Here is a 442-nt window from a genome sequence, read left to right on the forward strand (position 1 = left end):
GCTGCTGGTCGATCTGATCAATGTCGTGCGCAGCGACGAACCACCCATCGTCGCGGTCACGCTACTCAATCCGCGGCTCACGCCCGAGCGGCTCAGCGGCAAACAACTGATCCTCGACCTCCAGGCCCGCGACGAGCGCGGCCAGCGCTACAATATCGAGATGCAGGTACGGCGTTTCGCCCTCTGGGGCGCGCGCGGTATCCTGTACCTGGCGCGGTTGCTGAGCGAGCAGCTCGAGGCCGGGCAGGATTACCGGCAGCTCAAGCCGGCGATCGGCATCCATCTGCTCGACTTCACGCTGTTCGAGGACCCAGACCAGGCCGAGCAGGCGCTGTGGTGCTTCGAGATGCGCGACCGGGTGCGCCCCGCCGTGCGTCTCGGGCGTGAATTGCAACTGAATCTTGTCGAACTGCGCAAGGCCGACCGGCTCGGACAACTGCCT

General features: G+C 65.6%; 1 protein-coding gene. It reads left to right on the forward strand.

The window, feature by feature from the left end; genetic code table 11:
- On the forward strand, positions 1–442 hold a 442-nt coding region (locus tag ABC977_RS18245), incomplete at both ends, for an Rpn family recombination-promoting nuclease/putative transposase (protein ID WP_369668693.1).

The organism is Thioalkalicoccus limnaeus (assembly GCF_041197575.1).
GTDB lineage: Bacteria > Pseudomonadota > Gammaproteobacteria > Chromatiales > Chromatiaceae > Thioalkalicoccus > Thioalkalicoccus limnaeus.